At 50.7% G+C, this 17,786-nt stretch carries 25 protein-coding genes and 2 pseudogenes; 26 read left to right on the forward strand and 1 reads right to left on the reverse strand.

The window, feature by feature from the left end; all coding sequences use genetic code 11:
- From ACESSZ_RS07685 to ACESSZ_RS07720, 8 genes and pseudogenes are all read left to right on the forward strand, one after another.
- Positions 1-955, forward strand: a pseudogene (locus ACESSZ_RS07685) (SNF2-related protein); the annotation flags it as partial.
- Position 956: 1 nt separating this feature from the next.
- Complete coding sequence (locus ACESSZ_RS07690) at positions 957-1,775, forward strand: DUF3848 domain-containing protein (protein WP_195481434.1); 819 nt, start codon at positions 957-959, stop codon at positions 1,773-1,775.
- On the forward strand, positions 1,772-2,116 hold the full coding sequence (locus ACESSZ_RS07695; protein ID WP_024739418.1) for a plasmid mobilization protein: 345 nt from the start codon (positions 1,772-1,774) through the stop codon (positions 2,114-2,116). Before ACESSZ_RS07690 ends, ACESSZ_RS07695 begins: the two co-directional genes overlap by 4 nt.
- A 155-nt stretch (positions 2,117-2,271) precedes the next feature.
- The gene (locus ACESSZ_RS07700) at positions 2,272-2,571 is read left to right on the forward strand and encodes a CD1845 family protein (protein ID WP_008816745.1); all 300 of its coding nucleotides are present in this window, start codon (positions 2,272-2,274) and stop codon (positions 2,569-2,571) included.
- Positions 2,572-2,695: 124 nt separating this feature from the next.
- A complete protein-coding gene (locus ACESSZ_RS07705) occupies positions 2,696-3,289 on the forward strand; it encodes a type IV toxin-antitoxin system AbiEi family antitoxin domain-containing protein (protein WP_425516120.1) in 594 nt (197 codons plus the stop codon).
- Positions 3,286-4,140 carry a nucleotidyl transferase AbiEii/AbiGii toxin family protein gene (locus ACESSZ_RS07710; protein ID WP_002595844.1) on the forward strand — a complete coding sequence of 285 codons (855 nt, stop codon included), beginning with the start codon at positions 3,286-3,288 and terminating at the stop codon, positions 4,138-4,140. Before ACESSZ_RS07705 ends, ACESSZ_RS07710 begins: the two co-directional genes overlap by 4 nt.
- A complete protein-coding gene (locus ACESSZ_RS07715) occupies positions 4,137-4,463 on the forward strand; it encodes a hypothetical protein (protein ID WP_499842729.1) in 327 nt (108 codons plus the stop codon). The genes ACESSZ_RS07710 and ACESSZ_RS07715 overlap by 4 nt, the downstream gene beginning before the upstream one ends.
- 54 nt (positions 4,464-4,517) lie before the next feature.
- Positions 4,518-5,930: a relaxase/mobilization nuclease domain-containing protein gene (locus ACESSZ_RS07720; RefSeq protein WP_283676510.1), complete on the forward strand. Its 1,413-nt coding sequence runs from the start codon at positions 4,518-4,520 to the stop codon at positions 5,928-5,930.
- 189 nt (positions 5,931-6,119) lie between these two features.
- Here ACESSZ_RS07720 and ACESSZ_RS07725 read toward each other — a convergent pair whose 3' ends face one another.
- Positions 6,120-6,461 carry a helix-turn-helix domain-containing protein gene (locus ACESSZ_RS07725; RefSeq protein WP_430537805.1) on the reverse strand — a complete coding sequence of 114 codons (342 nt, stop codon included), beginning with the start codon at positions 6,459-6,461 and terminating at the stop codon, positions 6,120-6,122.
- A gap of 130 nt (positions 6,462-6,591) precedes the next feature.
- On the opposite strand from ACESSZ_RS07725, the gene ACESSZ_RS07730 reads away from it, so the two are divergent.
- The 18 genes and pseudogenes from ACESSZ_RS07730 to ACESSZ_RS07815 all read left to right on the forward strand — a co-directional run bounded on the left by ACESSZ_RS07730 (position 6,592) and on the right by ACESSZ_RS07815 (position 17,786).
- Entirely contained in the window at positions 6,592-7,134 is a 543-nt protein-coding gene (locus tag ACESSZ_RS07730; protein WP_117623987.1) for an SLOG family protein, read from the forward strand.
- 107 nt (positions 7,135-7,241) lie between these two features.
- Positions 7,242-7,412 (forward strand): hypothetical protein, encoded by a 171-nt coding sequence (locus tag ACESSZ_RS07735; protein WP_008723379.1) that lies wholly within the window; start codon positions 7,242-7,244, stop codon positions 7,410-7,412.
- Between the two features lie 15 nt (positions 7,413-7,427).
- On the forward strand, positions 7,428-8,543 hold the full coding sequence (locus ACESSZ_RS07740) for a hypothetical protein (RefSeq protein ID WP_499842730.1): 1,116 nt from the start codon (positions 7,428-7,430) through the stop codon (positions 8,541-8,543).
- A gap of 60 nt (positions 8,544-8,603) precedes the next feature.
- Positions 8,604-8,837 (forward strand): immunity 17 family protein, encoded by a 234-nt coding sequence (locus ACESSZ_RS07745; protein ID WP_002569151.1) that lies wholly within the window; start codon positions 8,604-8,606, stop codon positions 8,835-8,837.
- A 13-nt stretch (positions 8,838-8,850) separates the two neighbouring features.
- A complete protein-coding gene (locus ACESSZ_RS07750) occupies positions 8,851-9,393 on the forward strand; it encodes a hypothetical protein (protein ID WP_002569150.1) in 543 nt (180 codons plus the stop codon).
- A gap of 31 nt (positions 9,394-9,424) precedes the next feature.
- Entirely contained in the window at positions 9,425-10,012 is a 588-nt protein-coding gene (locus tag ACESSZ_RS07755; RefSeq protein WP_002569149.1) for a hypothetical protein, read from the forward strand.
- A 14-nt stretch (positions 10,013-10,026) separates the two neighbouring features.
- Positions 10,027-10,368 carry a hypothetical protein gene (locus tag ACESSZ_RS07760; RefSeq protein ID WP_002569148.1) on the forward strand — a complete coding sequence of 114 codons (342 nt, stop codon included), beginning with the start codon at positions 10,027-10,029 and terminating at the stop codon, positions 10,366-10,368.
- A 7-nt stretch (positions 10,369-10,375) separates the two neighbouring features.
- The gene (locus ACESSZ_RS07765) at positions 10,376-11,455 is read left to right on the forward strand and encodes an ankyrin repeat domain-containing protein (protein WP_002569147.1); all 1,080 of its coding nucleotides are present in this window, start codon (positions 10,376-10,378) and stop codon (positions 11,453-11,455) included.
- A 4-nt stretch (positions 11,456-11,459) separates the two neighbouring features.
- A complete protein-coding gene (locus ACESSZ_RS07770; protein WP_002569146.1) occupies positions 11,460-12,080 on the forward strand; it encodes a hypothetical protein in 621 nt (206 codons plus the stop codon).
- Positions 12,081-12,092: 12 nt separating this feature from the next.
- The gene (locus tag ACESSZ_RS07775; protein ID WP_002569145.1) at positions 12,093-12,683 is read left to right on the forward strand and encodes a hypothetical protein; all 591 of its coding nucleotides are present in this window, start codon (positions 12,093-12,095) and stop codon (positions 12,681-12,683) included.
- Between the two features lie 13 nt (positions 12,684-12,696).
- The gene (locus tag ACESSZ_RS07780) at positions 12,697-13,536 is read left to right on the forward strand and encodes a DUF2262 domain-containing protein (protein WP_002569144.1); all 840 of its coding nucleotides are present in this window, start codon (positions 12,697-12,699) and stop codon (positions 13,534-13,536) included.
- A 13-nt stretch (positions 13,537-13,549) separates the two neighbouring features.
- Positions 13,550-14,053 (forward strand): DUF2004 domain-containing protein, encoded by a 504-nt coding sequence (locus ACESSZ_RS07785; RefSeq protein WP_002569143.1) that lies wholly within the window; start codon positions 13,550-13,552, stop codon positions 14,051-14,053.
- 118 nt (positions 14,054-14,171) lie between these two features.
- Positions 14,172-14,642 (forward strand): hypothetical protein, encoded by a 471-nt coding sequence (locus tag ACESSZ_RS07790; protein WP_499842731.1) that lies wholly within the window; start codon positions 14,172-14,174, stop codon positions 14,640-14,642.
- 22 nt (positions 14,643-14,664) lie between these two features.
- Positions 14,665-15,300: a hypothetical protein gene (locus ACESSZ_RS07795; protein ID WP_002592902.1), complete on the forward strand. Its 636-nt coding sequence runs from the start codon at positions 14,665-14,667 to the stop codon at positions 15,298-15,300.
- A gap of 26 nt (positions 15,301-15,326) precedes the next feature.
- Positions 15,327-15,880: pseudogene (locus ACESSZ_RS07800) on the forward strand (SUKH-3 domain-containing protein).
- Positions 15,877-16,881 carry a DKNYY domain-containing protein gene (locus tag ACESSZ_RS07805; protein WP_002569139.1) on the forward strand — a complete coding sequence of 335 codons (1,005 nt, stop codon included), beginning with the start codon at positions 15,877-15,879 and terminating at the stop codon, positions 16,879-16,881. The pseudogene ACESSZ_RS07800 and the gene ACESSZ_RS07805 overlap by 4 nt, the downstream one beginning before the upstream one ends.
- Before the next feature lie 16 nt (positions 16,882-16,897).
- Positions 16,898-17,443, forward strand: a complete 546-nt coding sequence (locus ACESSZ_RS07810) for a hypothetical protein (protein WP_002569138.1) — start codon at positions 16,898-16,900, stop codon at positions 17,441-17,443.
- A gap of 16 nt (positions 17,444-17,459) precedes the next feature.
- Complete coding sequence (locus tag ACESSZ_RS07815; protein ID WP_002569137.1) at positions 17,460-17,786, forward strand: DUF5713 family protein; 327 nt, start codon at positions 17,460-17,462, stop codon at positions 17,784-17,786.

Here is a 17,786-nt window from a genome sequence, read left to right on the forward strand (position 1 = left end):
GCCGTATGAGGGGAAACTCTCACGTACGGTTCTTAGGGGAGGGATGGGCAGCAATGTCCATCTCTTACCCGACCAGACCGTGGAAAATAAGCAGAAATTCATCAGCCAGATCATGACTTCTAAATCGCCGGTGCGCTCCTGCGATGATGTGGATGAAACGGCGCTTTCCTTTGCCGAGATCAAGGCTCTGTGCGCCGGAGACCCCCGTATCAAAGAGCGTATGGATCTGGATGTGGAGGTATCCCGCCTGAAGCTGATGAAAGCCGACCACCAGAGTAAGCAGTACCGCTTGGAGGATCAGTTGCTCAAATATTTCCCGGAGGAGATTGAAAAGCACAAGGGCTTTATCAAAGGCTTTGAATCTGACCTGGAGGTTTTGGCAGCTCACCCGCACCCGGAGGACGGCTTTGCCGGTATGGAGATTCGTGGAGATCTGCTGACCGATAAGGAGAACGCCGGTGCTGCCCTTTTGGATGCCTGCAAGGAGGTCAAAACCTCCGATCCGGTGCAGATCGGCAGCTACCGGGGCTATGCCATGTCTGTGGAATTTTCCGCTTGGAAACAGGAATATACGCTCCTGCTAAAAGGACAGATGACCCACCGGGCAACCCTTGGTACAGACCCTCGCGGAAATCTTACCCGTATCGACAATGCCCTCGCCCAGATGCCTCAGCGTCTAGAGGCGGCAAAGGCCCAGCTGGATAACCTCTATCAGCAGCAGGCTGCGGCAAAGGAGGAAGTCGGAAAGCCATTCCTTTATGAAGAAGAACTGAGAAGCAAAAACGCCCGTCTGGTGGAGCTGGATACTTTGCTCAACATCGACGGAAAGGGACAGGCACACGCCGAGGCTGTTGTTGCCAAAAGCACACGGCCTTCGGTGCTGGATCATCTGAAACGCCCGGTGCCGCCCCGCAGTACAGACAAGAAACCAAAACAGCATGAGGAGGTGCGATAACATGAATACCAACGATCTGAATACGGCTCTTTATGAAAAGATGGCTGCTGAGCAGGAAAAATACAGGGACTGGCTGAAAAGCCGCCCCCCGGAAGAAATCCTGCACCACACCTATGAATATACTGTCCGTGAGGATATTGTGATGGCAATGGAGGAGCTGGAGCTGACCGACGCCCAGGCCAAGGCACTTTTGGAATCTTCTTCGCCGCTGGCGGATGTGTACCGCTACTTTGAAAAGCTGGAGACCGGTCACATGGATGTGATCCGGGACAGCATTGAGAACCGTGCCGACGATGTGTGCAGAGCTAAAGAGGAACTGCGAACAACACCGATCTATCCCCATTCAGCTGCCTATGCGAGAGAACATGGGGAGCTGGAGCAGTACCGAGCTTCCAACAATGTAAATCGCCAATGCAAGGAATCTATTGAAGCGGCGGTGCGGGAGCACTTCGACGGAATGTATCTCAGCCACGATGCGGCAAAGGGTGTGATCGAGACCTATGGCATGGAGCGTGTGTCCATGGTTCTGTCTAACACGGTCCAGCTTCAGGACTGGGATGGGCGTTACTCCCGACGCAACAAAGAATGGGCCAAGACCATTCCTAACGATAATACCGAAACCGTCCGTTGTGGTTATGCCTTAAACAGCCACCCTGCTGTGCTGGATGGCTTTATTGATCTGGTGCGAGAAGAACAGCAGCGCAGCCGTACTCAGGGAGAAAAGATACAACCGTCCCGCCCCTCTGTACGGGATAAGCTCAAGCAGGAACTGCCTGCCCATAAGCCTGCCGCCCCGAAGAAACAGGGACCGGAGAGATAACCATGGCAAAGCGTAAGCGGGATATGCAATTAAACTTTAGAGTTTCAGCGGAGGAGCTTGCTGTGATTGAGCAAAAAATGTCTCAGTTTGGAACCTCCAACCGTGAAGCCTATCTAAGAAAAATGGCGCTGGATGGGTATGTAGTCAAGCTGGAGCTGCCGGAGCTGAAGGAGCTTGTTTCCCTGATGCGCCGAAACAGCAACAACTTAAACCAGCTGACCCGTAAAGTGCATGAGACTGGGCGGGTTTATGATGCTGACTTGGAGGATATATCCCAGCGGCAGGAACAGTTATGGGAGGGCGTAGAGGAAATCCTTACCCAGCTTTCCGAACTTTTATAACAGGGATAGATACTCCATTTGCGGAGGGAGGAACGGCATTACTTCGCTGCTCCTCTCTCCGCTTTTTCTTTTTATCGGTATCCTTGTCTTTTGCCTGCCCATGCCGGATAATATGATTAGAAAAGATACCAAGAACGCTGCAAGGAGGAAATGACATGAAGATTTTGAAAGGGCTTTTGATGATTATAACTGCACCGGTCATTTTGGTGCTGACGCTTTTTGTCTGGCTCTGCACGGGGCTGATCTACATATCCGGTCTGGTGCTTGGTCTGCTCAGCACTGTAATTGCTCTGCTTGGCGTGGCTGTGCTTATTACCTATTCCCCGCAAAATGGTGTGATTTTGCTGGTTATGGCATTTTTGATTAGCCCTATGGGGCTGCCGTTGGCTGCAATCTGGCTGATGGGTAAGGTGCAGAGTTTGAAATTTGCCATTCAGGATTGGGTTTATGGATAAAAAATACGCAAAGCCACAAAATGCCAAACACCGTCTGTTAAATTTGGAAAGAGAAACTATATATCCACGACTTTACTTTTGAACTAATATTGAATATAATATTAGTACGAAAGGAAGTGACATGATGGGACAATTTGAACAGCTGGATCAGATGCTAACAGCACAAGAAGGAATGCTGCGAACATCACAGGTCGTATCCTCTGGAATTTCAAAGCCGGTATTTTATGATTATGTGCGTTCACGAGATTTGGATAGAGTTGCACATGGGATTTATCTGTCCAAAGATTCCTGGGTGGATGCCATGTATCTGCTTCATTTGCGATTTGAACAAGCAGTATTTTCACATGAAACAGCTTTATTTTTTCACGATCTGACAGACCGTGAACCAATAGAATATACAGTTACGGTCAAAACTGGATGCAATCCAAGCAAAATGAAAGCAGAAGGCATTCAAGTTTTTACGATTAAAGCAGACTTACATGATGTAGGACTTACAACAGCGAAAACTCCGTTCGGGCATACTGTGCCGGTTTATGATATGGAGCGAACGATCTGTGATTTGCTCAGAAGCCGTAGCAGAATTGAAATTCAGACCTTTCAGGGAGCACTGAAAGCGTATGCCCGTAGAAAAGATAAGAACCTGCGAGCTTTAATGCAATATGCCGGGATGTTCAAGGTGGAAAAAATTTTACGACAGTATTTGGAGGTACTTTTATGATAAAAACAGCAAGGCAGCTTAAAGATTTAATACGAAACCTTTCCAGAGAAAAATCCGCAGATGCTCAGATTTTAATGAGGAACTACATGATGGAGCGTTTTTTGGAGCGTATTTCTCTTTCTGAGTATCGTGATAAGTTTATCTTAAAGGGTGGTATGTTGGTAGCGGCTATGGTTGGATTGGATGCCCGCTCTACGATGGATTTGGATGCAACCATAAAAGGAGCTAATGTTAATGTGGAGGATATTGAGAATCTAATTTCATCAATCGTAACTGTTCCGATTGATGATGGTGTTAAATTTCAGCTGAAAAGTATTTCGGAGATTATGGATGAAGCAGAGTATCCGGGGATTCGTGTCAGCATGAGTACAACATTCGATGGTGTAGTGACCCCTTTGAAAATTGATATTTCTACGGGAGATGCAATCACTCCAAGAGAGGTTCGGTATTCATTCAAACTTATGCTGGAAGATCGCTCCATTGATATTTGGGCTTATAATTTAGAAACTGTGCTGGCAGAAAAACTGGAAACCATTATTACCAGAACCACAACCAATACCCGCATGAGAGATTTCTACGATATTTACATTTTAGAACAGCTGCATGGAACCACGCTGAACCCGAAAATTTTACATGATGCGCTTCTGGCAACTGCTCATAAACGGGGATCGGAGAAGTATCTTAACCAGGCTGAAGAAGTTTTTGACGAAGTGGAAAATGATTCGGTTATGCAAAAACTTTGGGAGGCATACCGTAAAAAGTTTTCTTATGCTTCTGATTTGGAATGGGATGTGATTATGAAAGCAATTCGCAGGTTATATGTTCTTTGCGAGAAGGGCATCAGCTTATGAAAAAGCATGGACACTATTGTAAAGTTTGTTGTGAATACAAAGCCAACGAAAAATTTTCAGGCAAAGGTCATGCATCCCACATTTGTAAATCCTGTGCTTCGCTACCAGCAGAAAAGCAGGCTGAACTGATGACACTGAATCGTCTTTTGAATCTTCCATGGAGGCTATCGAAAGAGCAGTTGTCCTGGCTGAAAAATCGACTAAAGGATAGGCGGCCTGATGTCCGTGCATTGGCGCAAGAGCAATATGAAATGAGATTTCCACCAAGACACTTAGAAGATGATGAGTTCAATTTTTTCGATGAAGAAAGTTTTATAGAATAGTGAAAGCGGTCTGCTATGGCAGGCCGTTTTCTTTTCGGGAAGGAGGTCTGACCTATGGCAACCACGAGAATCATGCCGCTTCATGTCGGCAAGGGCCGCACAGAAAGTCGGGCGATCAGTGACATCATCGACTATGTGGCCAATCCCCAAAAAACAGATAACGGCAGGCTCATTACCGGCTATGCGTGTGACAGTCGGACTGCGGATGCAGAGTTCCTTCTGGCAAAGCGACAGTACCTTGCCGCGACCGGACGAGTGCGAGGTGCGGACGATGTGATTGCCTATCATGTGCGCCAGTCTTTCTGCCCCGGTGAGATCACTCCGGAAGAAGCCAACCGGCTGGGCGTAGAATTTGCCAAGCGCTTTACCAAGGGTAATCATGCCTTTGTGGTCTGCACTCACATAGACAAGTCGCACATTCACAATCACATTATCTGGTCATCGGTCAGCTTAGAATATGACCGGAAATTCCGAAACTTTTGGGGCAGCACCAAGGCAGTCCGACAGTTAAGTGACACCATCTGCGTCGAAAACGGACTGTCCATTGTGGAGAATCCGAAACCTCACGGAAAGAGCTATAACAAGTGGCTGGGCGATCAGGCAAAGCCCTCTCACCGAGAGCTGCTGCGTGTAGCGATTGACAACGCATTATCACAAAGTCCTACTGACTTTGAGGCGTTGCTGAAGCTGCTGCAAGAGTCCGGCTGTGAAGTATCAAAACGCGGGAAATCATATCGCTTGAAGCTCCCCGGTTGGGAGAAAGCCGCCCGTATGGACAGCCTGGGCGAAGGATATGGATTAGATGATTTGCAGGCGGTTCTCTCCGGGAAGAAAGCACATACCCCACGAAAGAAAGTGGTCGCACAGGCAGAGCCGCCGAAGGTCAATCTGCTGGTGGACATTCAGGCAAAATTGCAGGCAGGAAAAGGTGCTGGCTATGCTCGATGGGCTAAGGTTTTCAATCTGAAACAAATGGCACAGACCATGAATTACCTGTCAGAGAATAACCTGTTGGAGTATGCGATTTTAGAAGAAAAGGCTGCGGCTGCCACGGCACATCACAATGAGCTTTCGGCGCAGATCAAAGCGGCTGAAAAGCGCATGGCAGAGATTGCTGTTCTGCGTACTCACATTGTAAATTATGCCAAGACCCGTGAGGTCTATGTGGCATACCGCAAGGCCGGCTACTCTAAGAAATTCCGGGAAGAACATGAGGAAGAAATTCTGCTCCACCAGGCTGCCAAGAATGCCTTTGATGAAATGGGAGTCAAGAAGCTGCCTAAGGTCAAAGAGTTGCAGACGGAGTATGCGAAATTGCTGGAAGAAAAGAAAAAGACCTATGCCAAGTACCGGCGTTCTCGTGAGGAAATGCGGGAGCTTTTAACTGCAAAGGCCAATGTGGATCGGGTGCTGAAAATGGAGGTAGAACAGGATGTTGAAAAAGAAAAAGACCACGGCCAGCGATAAGCTGGTCCTGGTCAAAAGCGTTCGCAGAACGCGCAGCCACAGAATGAAATTCTGTGTTCAAAGGGGCTTGGGGGCACTGCCCTCAACAAGCAGTTTGTGGCGAAATGGATAGCCACAAGCATTGCTTGCCACAATATGCTGCGCATAAAATAAAAAAACTAATGATGGGACGCTTACTGCCTCCTATCATTAGTTTTCTGTGTTTAAGCGATTTATAAAACCAATCAGCATAATCAAATCGTCATCTGACATCTTTCTCATTCCGTCCAAAGCCTTCTTGATAAGCTGAGGGTTATTTTCCTGTGCATCAAAAAATTGAAGCGGTGTGATTTCAAAATACTCACAGATGTTGAGAAACTGCTTCATAGACGGCATAGAACGCCCGGAAGAAATCGCCTGAATATAGCTTCTGTTCTGCCCTAACTCCATGCTCATCTGATATTCTGAAACGCCTTTTTTCAATCGTAATTCTGTGATTCGATTGCGGATAAATTCTTCGTCCATACGCTCACCTCTCTGCTCTTTTAGCATAGCAGAAAGCAATTCTTGATACTTCGTATGTGTTGTGTTATAATTTTGTAATATAACCTTTATACGCATTATTATTTGCGTTATTTTTGCTTTATATGCGTAATCAAGGCAGTTATCAAGGGTGATTTGTATGAATCAGTATGCCTGTGCCATTACCGGCCACAGACCAACAAGATTTTGCTTTGGATATAATGAGGAAGATCCTCTATGCCAAAAGCTGAAAGAATGTCTCCTGGAGCAGTTTCGCATACTCCATGACGAGAAATTTGTCCGTACTTTTTTTGTCGGCGGTGCTCTTGGTGTAGATATGTGGGCTGGAGAACAGCTGCTGACATTGAGAGCACAAACAGGATACGAGGATATTAAAATTATCGTTGTAGTTCCCTTCATCGGCTATGACTCTAAATGGCCGGATCAGAGTAAACATAGATTGAAAAAGCTGATCCAAAACTCAAACGATTCTATTGTTATTTCACATTCTGCGGATGTTTCCAGTTATAAAAAAAGAAATTATTATATGGTCGATCATGCAGAGTACATCATCGGTGTGTTTGATAATCAGAAAAAGCTGCGCTCAGGTACAGCACAGACAGTCAACTATGCCTTGCATCAGGGAAAAGTAATCACTCTGATCCATCCAGACACTATGGAGATAACAGCCCCTGCGCCTTAACAAATTCACAAAAATTTTTCATTAGCATTTCCAACAAAATATTTTCATTGAAGGGGTGCTGTGATATAATAAGATATAAAACTACGCTCAGAACAAATGGTGCCGCTATGAACAAATATATTGGACAGCAATTTGCTGCTTTAAGATACGAAAAAAATATTTTGGTTGTTGAAGAAACTACATCTGCTGGTGGATGCGGCTCCTTCAACGCGGCTTCTTCATGTCCTGCGTCAGCCTGTCTTTATGACAGTGCGGCGTGGGGCTTTTTTATTGCCTGAAAGGAGTATGAGAACATGAGTCTGAAATATACCTGCCCCAGCTGTGGAACCCCATTGGGTTATGAGGGATTGTGTTGGAAATGTAAGTGCGAGCAAGAACGGCAAGCTGCTCTGGCCTGGATGCCGGAACAAATTGTCGAAAAACAAAGAAACTTGATACAGAACATCCAGAGGCTGGCTGATATGGAGGACCCAGAGTTCGCCGACTTTTGGCAGCTGCTTGGCTACCATGATGCCATCACCCCGGAGATTCAGCGAGTGGCACTGGCCGCAGAGGTGTTCTGGCCCTGTGAGATCTATTATCATGCTCCCGCCGATGTGCGGGATGGTCTGATCCATGCGCTGTTGTCCGCAGAATATTCCAGCGCGGCCTCCAACCTGATGAGTTGCCTTGCTATGCAAGGAGATGACAAGGCAATGGAGACTCTGCTGGAGCTGGAGCGAAATCCCCGGCCCTGGCGTAAGGGTCTCTATGTAGATCCATCCAGCTATGCGCAGATCGGAGGCTGGACCTTCGACAAGGAGGGCCAGAGAATCCGACTGGGCTTCGATACCTGCTATCCTATGGTCAAGGGAACCACTGGCGAGAAATCTCCCGTCCGCATTGGCCGAGCACGGGAGGACACCTGTCCCCACTGCGGCGGGCGGATGGTGGATATATTGGTGCTGGACGGCCGGGATGAGCGTCTGAAATTTCTGGGGTTGGATGGTATCCTGACTGCCACCTGCTGCCCCAGCTGCGTGGGATTCCTCAAAGGCCCCGCCTTCAACCGGTTTACCCTGGATGGCGGCGTGGAGGTCTTTCCCTCTGAGCTATTTGACGGCGCGGAGAAGACGGATTGCTATGTCAGTCCCGAGGAGTACAAGGCCCTCACGGAAAATCCCTTTGTGCTGGGCGAAGCGCCTGTGTCCCTGTTTTACGGTGCGGCCTGCCAGGATGTGAATACCATCGGCGGCTTTGCCAATTGGGTGCAGGACGCGGAATATACGACCTGTCCTCACTGCGGCAAGCCCATGAAGTATCTGGCCCAAATCCAGTGGGATATGGTGTTTGACTGTGCGGAGGGCACGCTCTATGTGGAATTCTGCCCGGACTGTCATATCGTGTCCATGCAGCACCAGCAGACCTAAAAAAGTCGCACAGTATGAAAAGAGAAATACCAGCAGGTATTTGCGTGAGGAGGAAGTAGAATGAACAGCGAACAGACCACAGCATTTTTGCAAGAGCATTGGCACATTGCATCGGTGCTCATCGGAGCCGTGATTTTAATTGGAGCGATCCGCAACTGGAACTGGCTCTGCGACCCCACTGGTACGCGAGATGCCCATCGACACAGCAGAGGATACCGGCGTGTGGTTTTCTTTCTGTTGGGTGTCCTCCTGATTGTGGTGAGTATCTGGGGATTTGTGCTGAAATTGAAATAGAAGGAGAAAGACTATGATGACTGAGAAATATCCCACCTGGCTCACCGGCCATGTGAAAGAGTGGGCGGAAAAGCGTTTGCCTACCGTGACACTCTGTTCCACCGCCGGCAATGAACTGCTGGAAGTTTGGTATTACGGAGATCTGCTCACTGTGAAGGGAGAGCCCCAATCCTATATTGTAGATAGCGATGAGGCCCCCGGACTGGTGGCAGCCCGTGACCCAGAGAGCGGTGAGGAGTTCGTTATCTTTGACGGTGGACGGCATGGCTACGACCATCTGTTCTGCGATGAACACGATCCATCTGAATTGGAACACCGTCCCCTCAAGCAATATGAGATCCCTGCCTCCAAGTTGGTGCTGGAGCTGGGGTACAACATCGACTATGAGGACGAAAAAGAAGACTTCGAACCGGATGAGTCGGATACTGTGGAACTGATCAACGGCGAGCGGATGCCCTGGGAGCAAGTCAAGCGGGACGGCATCGACTATATTGCCCTTTACTATGTGAACGAGAAAGGAAAACCAGTCCAGATTTTGGACGCGGAATTGGCATAAGTTTTGTGCTGGCTCAGGAGGTGGAACTGCAATGTCAATCACTGCTTATAAAATAGAAGTCGTCGGCCATGACCGAACCGGCGAAGATTATGGCTATGTAAATATCATGTACCGCTATGGCAACAAGCAGTCCTGTCCTCGGCCAGATCAATGTGAAAAGATAGAGGTCATGTGGGCGGATGAGAGCGTCTACGGGCCGCCTGCTCCTGGCAGCAAGGTGGGCGACTTTATACAGACATGGCTGATAGGCTCCTGGGACTGCGGAGTATTTACCCACCGGGAGATCGCCCAGCGGCTCATGGATACCTTTACCGGTCTGAAGCTCAAGGAACTGGCGTGGTTTGAGAACCCCAGAGAAAAGACTCTGAAAAACGGAAAGCCCCGTGCGCGCCGGGCCAAGTGGCTACCGGACCGGGAGGTGGATCTGGTCTACCTCTATTCTGACCGCTATCTTGACGCCAGAAATCCCTCTCCCGCCGAAACCGACTTCTTCACCGTCACAAGGATGGATGCCTGGGGCGTGAGCACCTGGTTCATGTGTACCCCACAGGCCGCTGAAAAGCTGATCGCCATGGATTACGATAATCTGGCTATCCAGGAAACCACCATTGTGGGATAAAAGGAGAATGCGGCATGATTGGAACAGATGAAAACCGGGCGGCGCTTCATGTGGAGGTCATCTTCTGGAGCGGCAAACGAAAAATACCACCCAGCCTGGTCAGTGGAAAGTATTGTCCCCATTTTGTGGTTATTGGAACTACGGAATATCTGGGTGTATGCTTTCTGGACGGAACCGAGTGTACATTTGATACACCGGCCTTGGGAAATGCCCAGCCCCTCTATCCAGATACCATTGACTATGCTCCGCTGGAAAACAATGCGGAATTTTTAATCTATGAGGGAGCCAATGCCGTTGGCAAAGGCCGGGTGCTGGGCCGGACCGTTCCCTATCAAGTGAAACAACAACGAAAGTAGGTGCCTTATGTACCAAATTGCATATATTGGCCGCTGGGAGACCCTCCCGGAAACGGCTGCCGCCATCTGTGACCATGACACGCCCAAGCTGGAGGCGCTGCTTCAAGGCGGTCTGGATTTAGATGTTCCCATCCAGCTCAGCGAATACATCAAGCTGATGCCATTGGAGATTGCGGTTTTTCGGAACGATGTGCCTATGATCCACTTCCTGCTGGAGCATGGAGCTGATTCCAGTCTGGCAGAGGAACAGCCCCTGCTGCTCACCGCCGCCCGCTGTTGTGGGCCGGAGGTGGTGGCGCTCTTTGCTGGACAGGCCGCAAAGCTCAGCTCGAAGCAGAAAGAGCGGGCCTTCCAGGAGGTGCGCTGGGGCAAGCGCCCGGAGAATATCCAGGTGCTGGAGCAAGCCGGGATTACAGTGGAGAAGTTTGGCGGCGAGGCATTCCGGGCCGCTGTGTCCGAGGGCAATACCAAACTTGCCCGGCTGCTTCTGGAAAAAGGGGCAGACATCAATTATCACAAGCCGGACATGGTGTTCCCTTACGCCTCCACCCCTGTCACCGAGGCCGCCCGCTCCAACAATTTCCCTATGGTGCGCTGGCTCATTGAGCAAGGAGCCGACATCACCATTGCTGACAAATACGGCGACCGGCCTTACACCGTGGCGGTGCAGAACAAAAATCAAGAGCTGGCCGACTACCTGAAAGCCCTGGAGCCGGAGGAATGGCACAACGAGCAGGAAAAGATCCGGCAGCTCATGCCCTACAAGCTGCCCGCCAAGCTGGTGGAATACTTGAAGACCGGCCCCCTGCGGCTGGAGTTCCCGGATCAGGAATGGGTGAAGTGGGCGGAGCTCTACTCCTTCATGGATGTGCAGGAGATGACCTGGAAACGGAAGAAGCTGCTCTCCCTGATGGTGCAGATGGACAACTACAGCGACTATCTGCTGCTGTGGAGCCCCAGGGACAAAAAGCTGTGGTATCTGGACATCGAGCATGAGGAATTCCACCCTCTGGCCAAATGGGATGACTTCATCGCAGATCCCGGCCGGTATCTGAACGGGATGATCGAGGGTGAGTTTGAGGAGTAAAGCCATGACATCAATAGACTTTCTGAACAAGGTACATAAAAGCCTGGACTCGCAGGAATACAGCCTCTCTTATTCTCCGGCGAAGTCCAAGAATTATATGCTGTACTGCAACGGCAACTTCATCGGCGGCCTGTTCGATGAGGAGCTGTGCTTCGTCTACGCCGACAGCGTGAGTGAGCTGCTGGGGCAGCCGGAACCCGTCTACCGTGGCTACTCCAGTACCGCCCAGCACAGGATGCTGGTAATCCCGGAGGAACACTGGGCGAAGGCGCTGAAACTGCTCTATGCTGAGAAATTTGACTGGAGCCGTTTGGTGTACGACATCACCTACACCAGCATTGGCGCGGCTGTGGTGGAGGACTTCTATGACGAGAATGTGGTATTCCTGCGCTTCTGCTTTGAAAAGGAACTGCTGAAAAAGAACCCTCTGGACCGGCAGGGCCGTATCCTGCGGATGGTCTATCTCAATCAGGACCTGACAGAAGCGGGCAAATATCTGTTCCCCAGACTGCTGCAAAAGTTCCTTGTTTTTACAGATCGCAAAGGAAAAACCAGTCTGGAAACCATGCTGCAACGGTGGTACACCGCTCTGGAGAAGGAGTACCGCAGCCAGATAACGGGATAAGGTGGCAACAACATGACAGAAGAAAACAGAACCTATATCACCCATCTCAAGGTCACGGATGTCCCGTGGCACCGGCTCACCACCGCCTATGGCCGGGGGACGGATTTTCCCGCACACCTGACAGTGCTGGAGCAGATGCGTGATTTGGCGTCCGTCAAAGAGTCCCTCTACGAGCTCACCACCAACATGGAGCACCAGAGTACCCTTTGGCACGCCACCCCCTTTGGTATGGTGTTCCTGAGCCGAATTCTGGAGAAGGCCCTCGCAGACAGCGGGCAGAACCCCGCAGCCCATTTCCTGGCCGGGGAGCTGCTGGACTTCTTCTCCTGCATCCTCCAGTGCTTCCACGACGGGGACGAGATGGAGCACGCCGAGGCGCTGCCGCTGTTCTCCGATCTGCTGAAGGAAGAATACCTGTGGTCGGAGGAATACGACGAGGAAGAAGATGAGATGCGCTACGAGGAGGACGAGGTTTTCCCGGATGACCTATTTTACAGCTTCTATTACTATTCCTGGCAGGCGGTGCTGGCCTACCGGGATATATTGGAGCAGGTTTCGGAGGAGTTTGCCGGGCCTGCCGCCGCAGTGCTGAAACTGCTGTAAAGGAGGATACGCAATGTTTGAAGAATTCTATGAGATGTACGAGCCCGAGGAGCAGGAAGTGGTCGCTCTGATCAATCGCTGCATTGGGGGCGGATTTAACTGGAAAGGCAACTTTTGGGAAATGACCGTTGTGACGCTGGGCATAGTGTTTTGTGACACCGGCAAGGTCAGCACCAAAGAGGAGCGGCTGGATTGGCCGGTCACCGAGGAGGAGCGTAACGGCGAAAAGGGCTGGGGACGCTTTGGCAAGGAGCAGATCTGCCGCCTGAAGATCCGCCGGATGAAGGAAGAATGGGCAAAGGATCTGGTGGTGCAGCCCTGGTGTATCTCCCAGGTGGTCAAGGCCCACGAGGACTGCCCGGAACTCCAGGCCGTTCTGGACGAGTACCACAAGCCGGTGGTGATCCAGGACCAGGTGCTGGGAGAACTGACACTGGACAAGGACTATGATGCCTTCGAGGGCGAAATCCAGTGGTGCGGAAAGGATGTGAGCCTTTCTCTGGAGGTCAATGCTGAGAGCAAGCCATCCTGGACCCGCGCCCGCAGCGCCGCCAAGAAGCTGCTGGCCGACTGTGAAACTTGGGATAAGGCCATGCGGGACCTTGCAGCCAAGAACCTGACCGAGCTGGCCAACAACTGGCTCTCCCAGGATGAGGAAAATCCCCGCAACCCGGAAACCGACCCCATCACAGAGGAAGAACTTGCCCGGCGGATCAGTATGACCAGCCTGTCCGTCACCTCCGGCGGCAGCTTCACCGCCTGGTTTGACTGCGACGAGATCTTCACCGACCATGCGGTGACGGTCTACGGCTCTTTGAAAAAGGGCCTCAAAACTGCCAACATTGAGGGGTAAGGAGGATAACATTATGAAACTGAACTGTAAACGCATTGATTTTACATATATACCCGGCGAGGAAATCTTCAACTTTCCCGAGGAATCGGGACTACCCTTTCTCTTCGATGTAGAGGAAGAACTGACCGGCGATCCTGCTGCCATGGATGCGGTGGGAAAAATGCTGGATGAGGCGGAGAAATTGGCGGAGAAGGCCAAAACCGCCATCAAAGCGGCGCTGGCGGACGAGGACAGCCGCTACCATAGCGTTGTGACATTTTTCATGGAGTTCCACCGGGACGATGTAGGCCCGGATATTGCGGCGGAACTGTTTCCGGGAACCGACCCGGCCAAGCTGTCCTTTGCCGAGATGGTGGACTTTTTGAAGCTCAAGCGGTTTGGTAGTCTGGTGGATGACGAGATGGATCAACAAGTGTTCATCATGGATTTGTCCTTCAACCCGGAGATCACCGACGAGCTGATGGTAATCTACTTTGACTTAAACCAGGAGATTTTCTGTATTACCCATGAAAGCTGAGGAACAAAAAAGAGAAAAATATCTGCCCACACTTCTGATCCAGCAGATCCGCCTGCAATGGTATAAAGACTGCCGAGGCGGAAATGCGGCCGCACAGCGGAACCAGTATCCCAGAGCCATGCGGCTGCCTAAAGACTTCTTCTCCTATTATCCTTTTGGTCTGCCTACTCACTTTGCATCTATCATACAGAGGCCCGATGGATTTCAGATCGATAGGGACTGTCGCAGGCTGATGGAGTGGAAGCCGAATGGCACAATGCGACTTCACCCTTTTGAACTGATTCAGCAGGAGTCCGGAATCCATGTGCGTTACCGCAATGATTGGCACATCGGTGCGATGCCGGAGCGATATACCTACGATAAGACCGGGCAGAAACAGCCTCTCAATGAGCTGGCATTGGATTTGGCTCCCGGTGAGTATGGGAGAGCTGTCTGCAATGGGCGGTTCCGGGACTGGGATACAGGAATCTGGTATTATGTACTGGATATTTTGAATGTAATGCCGCTTACAGAACCCACTGACTCATTGACCAGTTTTACGGACAGAGAGCCTAATAAGATATATACCCAGATTGACCGACTGTGGTGACGAAAGACAGGAGGATAACCACATGATTTCCACAAAAGATTTATCTGGCCTTCCCAATGCGGAGCGCCTGAAAAACTTCTGCAAAGGGCTGGCAACTCTGGACATCATCATGGTGGAGGAGGAATGGAGCTTCATCCGCCACTATACATACAACCCCGCATGGCGAAAAGGCAAAGAGGCATTCTTTGCCACTGATGGCAGTGACCAGAGCATGATCGTCATGTTTGCGCCGGAAGGCTGTGTAATCAACGGTGTGGATTCCGAACTCTACGACTGGGAGGAAAAACTTCCCCGTATCGAATACCTGACGGATGGGATGCCCCCTGCGTTGCAAAAGCTCATGGGCAGCCGTGAAGTCAAAAAGATGAAAAGCACCTTCTGCGTCTGGACGGAAGATGGCACCACCTGGCACTGCAATCCCATGGACGGCGAGGACGCATCCAAAGATCTGCTCTCCACGATTGATGGTAATCCACAGAGCTATGTGGATTACGGGAAGTGGTTTTACCCAGCAGACCTGCCTTTGGAGGCTGTGCGCCAGCTTGCTGATGGGGTTCCGGTGACAAAAGAACTGGTCGCTGCGCTGAACCCGAAACGCAGCGAATGGGAAGAAATCAAGACGGGCCTTGATAAGATCGGATATCCAAATGAACTTTAATTCGCAGCCGACAGGAGAGGATTCGAGTGATCAAAGAACGCATCCCCATCTCCGGCGATCTCAAAAGCAAGGTCAAGCAGCTGATGGAGTACGCCGGATGGTACGAAGGCCGCAGTGTGGATATTTCCATTGCGGAGCAGTATTACGCCAATCATGGCGTCCCGATGATGAAGACCACTCAGCGGTTTTACCGCAAGTATTTCGGCCTGTGCTGCGAGTGGTACTTGGAACAGAAAAAGATGAACTGGGCAGCGGACTTTCAATTTGCTTTGTTTCCCTACCTGGTCAACGGGATCAAAAACCATTTGGAGGAGCCTATTTCCGGGATATGTCCGGCTGTGAGCTGGCGGAGATCGAACAGGCTGCCGGTCAGAAGTGCCAGCCCATCGGTCATATCGGCTACTACTACCCGGCGGAGGTCTGGATCTCCGAGTACGGGAAACTGTATGCGAAATATGAGTACCAGGATGAGATCGAGTGCTTTCCGGATGTGTTTGCCCTGATCGAACGGGAACTGCGGCAGTACAAATTTGATTCCGCTGCCATGAAAACAGTGGAGGCACTGGACGGAAAACTATGAAACAGGACTTTACGATTTGGCGCAATCAAATATTGCAGAATCCGTGGGACATTTCACCGCTGAAATTCGGAATGTCACAGGATGAGATCATGGAGGTATTTGGCAAGCCCGATGCCGTTTCCACCATGAGAAGCGGCGGAAAGCCTTTGATACTCAAATATTGTGACATTGAACTGCATTTCGATAGAAAAGCCCCTCATGGGCTCTACTTAGTTTACAGCGACGATGAGATCGAGTTGAGCATCACAGCCGAGCACGAAGAAACGCTGCAACCAATCACCAACACAGAGCCGGTGGACAATGAGTTTTTCTTTCAAGATGGAGCGGTCTATTTCTCCGGCTTATATGAAAACGGTCTGCTCAAAGGTGTTGCGCCCAAAGACTTTTGCTGCTGGCATTACTGGGGCAAATCCTCTACGGCCTGCTTTCTTGGCGGGATTCGCCTTCGTGGAGCAGATCCGGCATCGTTTCGGGTGTTAAACTATGCCTATGCGATGGACAAAACAGCCGTCTACACCACCAGCGGGAGAATCCCAGATGCAGAGCTGGCAGCCTTCCAGGTGTTGGACAAGGGCCAGAACGATTCAGGCGCGCCCCAGGGATATGCAAAGGACAGCCGGCAGGTCTACTTCCACAACGGGGACGGCAAGGTGAAGATCATCAAGGGCGCGGAGGTCTCCTCTTTCCGCTCGTTGGGTGATACCTATTTTGCCAGGGATGAGAAACGGATCTATGCCTACGGGAAGCAACTCTCAAAAGCGGATCTGACCGCATGGGAATTGCTCAGTCACTGGTATTCCCGCGATGCCAGGCGGGTGTACTACCTCAACCGGGAGATCAAGGGCGCGGATCGGGACAGTTTTACAGTTTGCACTCCTGTGGACGCGGCTCTACTTGCCGATCATCTGGCCCGCGATAAAGACCATTTTTACCAAAATGATGAGATAATGGAAGAAACACAGTGGCTGGAACAGCTGCGCAAAATGACCCAAGAACCGTAAACGGAGGAAAACAGCTATGGATTATTTGAAAATACTGCATGAAAAGCCTGATTTGGCGGATGAATTTGATTCGCTGTTTGACTTCTTCCTGCTGGATGAGTTGTCCCCGCGGGATGACGCAGAAGGCCGATGCACCTTCTCCCTACCCGGTATGGCCTTTGCCAGAGATGGCTCCGGCGGAGAATACCACCTGTTGGAAGATGGCTCCATCGGCTATTACAGCAGCGAAGGGGAGGCAGGCCGTCTGGCCGAGAGCATGGATGACCTTTTTTCCCTGCTTGTGAGCTGTATCTGCTGGCACGACTGCTGTGACACAAAGCAGTATGTAGATTCCAAAACACTGGAGGAGTATGGGCAGAGGCAGCGCAACTGTAACTTGGAAGATATGGATATGGACAGTTTGCAACGGGTGTCTGATGCCCTCGGTATCCCTACTGGTGAGCCGCTGGCTCCGGTTCTGGAGCGGTTCCGCAAAGCAACCCAGCGTGAGCCTGTGTACCAGTGTATATTTCACGAGGACGATGGAAGCCTGACTGAATCATACGGTTTGATGTTTGAATGAGAAAGGAGAAATCACGATGAAAGCATTTGACCCGAATTACAAACTGCTGGACGAAATGTATCAGGACGATTACTATCCTGCTTTTCTGGTGAACAAGGTAAAGGACGAGCTTCAGAAGGTCATCGACCTGTTGGAGAGCGGCGAAACCGACACCGATGCGGTGCAGGAAACGCTGGACGAGGCGGTCTGCGGCATCAACGATCTTCAGGAGGAATTTGACGAGAACGACAGCGAGATCGAAACGGTGGCGCGGGAATGTATTGCGGCAACCGTGGCCTACATTCTGGAGTGGTTTGGCATCCCCATTGACACTGAGGAGGCCATCCGGGAACGGGACTGGTGA

It is taken from the genome of Eubacterium sp. 3_1_31, from assembly GCF_964249515.1.
Taxonomy (GTDB): Bacteria; Bacillota_I; Bacilli_A; order Erysipelotrichales; family Erysipelotrichaceae; genus Longicatena; species Longicatena caecimuris.

Excerpts from the sequence above, each read along its gene's own strand:
- ACESSZ_RS07810 (WP_002569138.1), top strand. The coding sequence starts at position 16,898 with ATGGATTATTTGAAAATACTGCATGAAAAGCCTGATTTGGCGGATGAA.
- ACESSZ_RS07750 (WP_002569150.1), top strand. The coding sequence starts at position 8,851 with ATGATGACTGAGAAATATCCCACCTGGCTCACCGGCCATGTGAAAGAG.
- ACESSZ_RS07815 (WP_002569137.1), top strand. The coding sequence starts at position 17,460 with ATGAAAGCATTTGACCCGAATTACAAACTGCTGGACGAAATGTATCAG.
- ACESSZ_RS07745 (WP_002569151.1), top strand. The coding sequence starts at position 8,604 with ATGAACAGCGAACAGACCACAGCATTTTTGCAAGAGCATTGGCACATT.
- ACESSZ_RS07790 (WP_499842731.1), top strand. The coding sequence starts at position 14,172 with ATGCGGCTGCCTAAAGACTTCTTCTCCTATTATCCTTTTGGTCTGCCT.
- ACESSZ_RS07805 (WP_002569139.1), top strand. The coding sequence starts at position 15,877 with ATGAAACAGGACTTTACGATTTGGCGCAATCAAATATTGCAGAATCCG.
- ACESSZ_RS07740 (WP_499842730.1), top strand. The coding sequence starts at position 7,428 with ATGAGTCTGAAATATACCTGCCCCAGCTGTGGAACCCCATTGGGTTAT.
- ACESSZ_RS07735 (WP_008723379.1), top strand. The coding sequence starts at position 7,242 with ATGAACAAATATATTGGACAGCAATTTGCTGCTTTAAGATACGAAAAA.
- ACESSZ_RS07765 (WP_002569147.1), top strand. The coding sequence starts at position 10,376 with ATGTACCAAATTGCATATATTGGCCGCTGGGAGACCCTCCCGGAAACG.
- ACESSZ_RS07755 (WP_002569149.1), top strand. The coding sequence starts at position 9,425 with ATGTCAATCACTGCTTATAAAATAGAAGTCGTCGGCCATGACCGAACC.
- ACESSZ_RS07690 (WP_195481434.1), top strand. The coding sequence starts at position 957 with ATGAATACCAACGATCTGAATACGGCTCTTTATGAAAAGATGGCTGCT.
- ACESSZ_RS07725 (WP_430537805.1), bottom strand. The coding sequence starts at position 6,461 with ATGCTAAAAGAGCAGAGAGGTGAGCGTATGGACGAAGAATTTATCCGC.
- ACESSZ_RS07770 (WP_002569146.1), top strand. The coding sequence starts at position 11,460 with ATGACATCAATAGACTTTCTGAACAAGGTACATAAAAGCCTGGACTCG.
- ACESSZ_RS07715 (WP_499842729.1), top strand. The coding sequence starts at position 4,137 with ATGAAAAAGCATGGACACTATTGTAAAGTTTGTTGTGAATACAAAGCC.
- ACESSZ_RS07795 (WP_002592902.1), top strand. The coding sequence starts at position 14,665 with ATGATTTCCACAAAAGATTTATCTGGCCTTCCCAATGCGGAGCGCCTG.
- ACESSZ_RS07700 (WP_008816745.1), top strand. The coding sequence starts at position 2,272 with ATGAAGATTTTGAAAGGGCTTTTGATGATTATAACTGCACCGGTCATT.
- ACESSZ_RS07785 (WP_002569143.1), top strand. The coding sequence starts at position 13,550 with ATGAAACTGAACTGTAAACGCATTGATTTTACATATATACCCGGCGAG.
- ACESSZ_RS07775 (WP_002569145.1), top strand. The coding sequence starts at position 12,093 with ATGACAGAAGAAAACAGAACCTATATCACCCATCTCAAGGTCACGGAT.
- ACESSZ_RS07730 (WP_117623987.1), top strand. The coding sequence starts at position 6,592 with ATGAATCAGTATGCCTGTGCCATTACCGGCCACAGACCAACAAGATTT.
- ACESSZ_RS07710 (WP_002595844.1), top strand. The coding sequence starts at position 3,286 with ATGATAAAAACAGCAAGGCAGCTTAAAGATTTAATACGAAACCTTTCC.
- ACESSZ_RS07720 (WP_283676510.1), top strand. The coding sequence starts at position 4,518 with ATGGCAACCACGAGAATCATGCCGCTTCATGTCGGCAAGGGCCGCACA.
- ACESSZ_RS07780 (WP_002569144.1), top strand. The coding sequence starts at position 12,697 with ATGTTTGAAGAATTCTATGAGATGTACGAGCCCGAGGAGCAGGAAGTG.
- ACESSZ_RS07760 (WP_002569148.1), top strand. The coding sequence starts at position 10,027 with ATGATTGGAACAGATGAAAACCGGGCGGCGCTTCATGTGGAGGTCATC.
- ACESSZ_RS07705 (WP_425516120.1), top strand. The coding sequence starts at position 2,696 with ATGGGACAATTTGAACAGCTGGATCAGATGCTAACAGCACAAGAAGGA.